This is a genomic window from Acinetobacter sp. 228, from assembly GCF_048147885.1.
The window spans coordinates 1-1,064 of the sequence record NZ_JAYWYV010000568.1 but is presented as its reverse complement, the minus strand read 5'-3'; the positions used below and the strand labels follow the sequence as shown (position 1 = coordinate 1,064).

At 36.6% G+C, this 1,064-nt stretch carries 2 protein-coding genes; both read left to right on the top strand.

Annotated elements, in window-relative coordinates:
• Positions 1 to 148: 148 nt before the first annotated feature.
• Entirely contained in the window at positions 149 to 664 is a 516-nt protein-coding gene (gene pseH, locus VXQ92_RS20865) for a UDP-4-amino-4,6-dideoxy-N-acetyl-beta-L-altrosamine N-acetyltransferase (protein WP_086267422.1), read from the top strand.
• Position 665: 1 nt separating this feature from the next.
• On the top strand, positions 666 to 1,064 hold a 399-nt coding region (locus VXQ92_RS20860; RefSeq protein ID WP_416683055.1), incomplete at its 3' end, for an N-acetylneuraminate synthase family protein.

The following is a 1,064-nucleotide window of genomic DNA, read 5'->3' as shown; positions in this document are numbered from 1 at the left end:
AAACAGAGATTCATGAAAAGTTATTATGGGCATTACAACAGTTTAATCAGGGACAATTGCAATTTATGCATCAAAAAGCTTTATCCATTACCGATGGTATAGGTGTAGATTTGCTCTTGCAAACCATTTTTTCTGAGGAATTTAAGGAATGTTAGATCAAAAGAATGCTCAGCTTAGACTCCTTAATCATGATGATCTAGAAATGGTACTGCAATGGCGCAACCATGATGACATTCGTAAATGGATGGTTAACTCGGATATTATTACTTTAAGTGACCATTTCGCTTGGTTTGAGCGGAACAAGAATAGAACTGATCGATTATTTTATATTTTTGAATATCAGCAGCAACCACAGGGGTACATCTCCTTTGTTATGATCCCAAATAGTACAGCTTATGAATGGGGTTTCTATATAAAACCCGATGCTGAAAAAGGAATGGGACAGCTGTTGGGCAACGTTGCACTGAATCATGCATTTAATAAACTTGGTTTAGAAAAAGTTTTTGGTCAGGTCTTATCATTTAATGATAGGTCTTTAAATTTTCATAAAAAAATGGGTTTTATCCAAGAAGGTTTGTTGAGAAAACATTTTAAAGATCAGCGAGGCGAATTTGATATATATCAATTTGGTTTGTTGCGAACAGAATGGCTAGAGGGTAAATGAGATGAGCAAAAAAATTACAATTAATAATCGTGATATCGGTACAGACTTTCCACCGTATGTAATTGCTGAGCTTTCTGCGAACCATAACGGGCGTTTAGAAACGGCACTCAAGATTATTGAAGAAGCTAAGCGCTGTGGTGCTGATGCAATTAAATTGCAAACATATAGTGCTGACACTATTACATTAAATAGCCAAAACGAAGAATTCATGATTCGTGGTGGTTTATGGGATGGGCAGTCTCTATATGAGCTTTACCAAAAAGCACAAATGCCATGGGAGTGGCATAAACCGCTTTTTGATCACGCGCGTGCTTTAGATATTACGATTTTTAGCTCACCATTTGACCGTACTGCAGTTGATTTACTTGAAGACCTTAATGCACCAGCATATAAAATTGCC

Bases quoted from the DNA above. Each gene is read 5' to 3' on its own strand.
- pseH (WP_086267422.1), top strand. From the start codon at position 149: ATGTTAGATCAAAAGAATGCTCAGCTTAGACTCCTTAATCATGATGAT.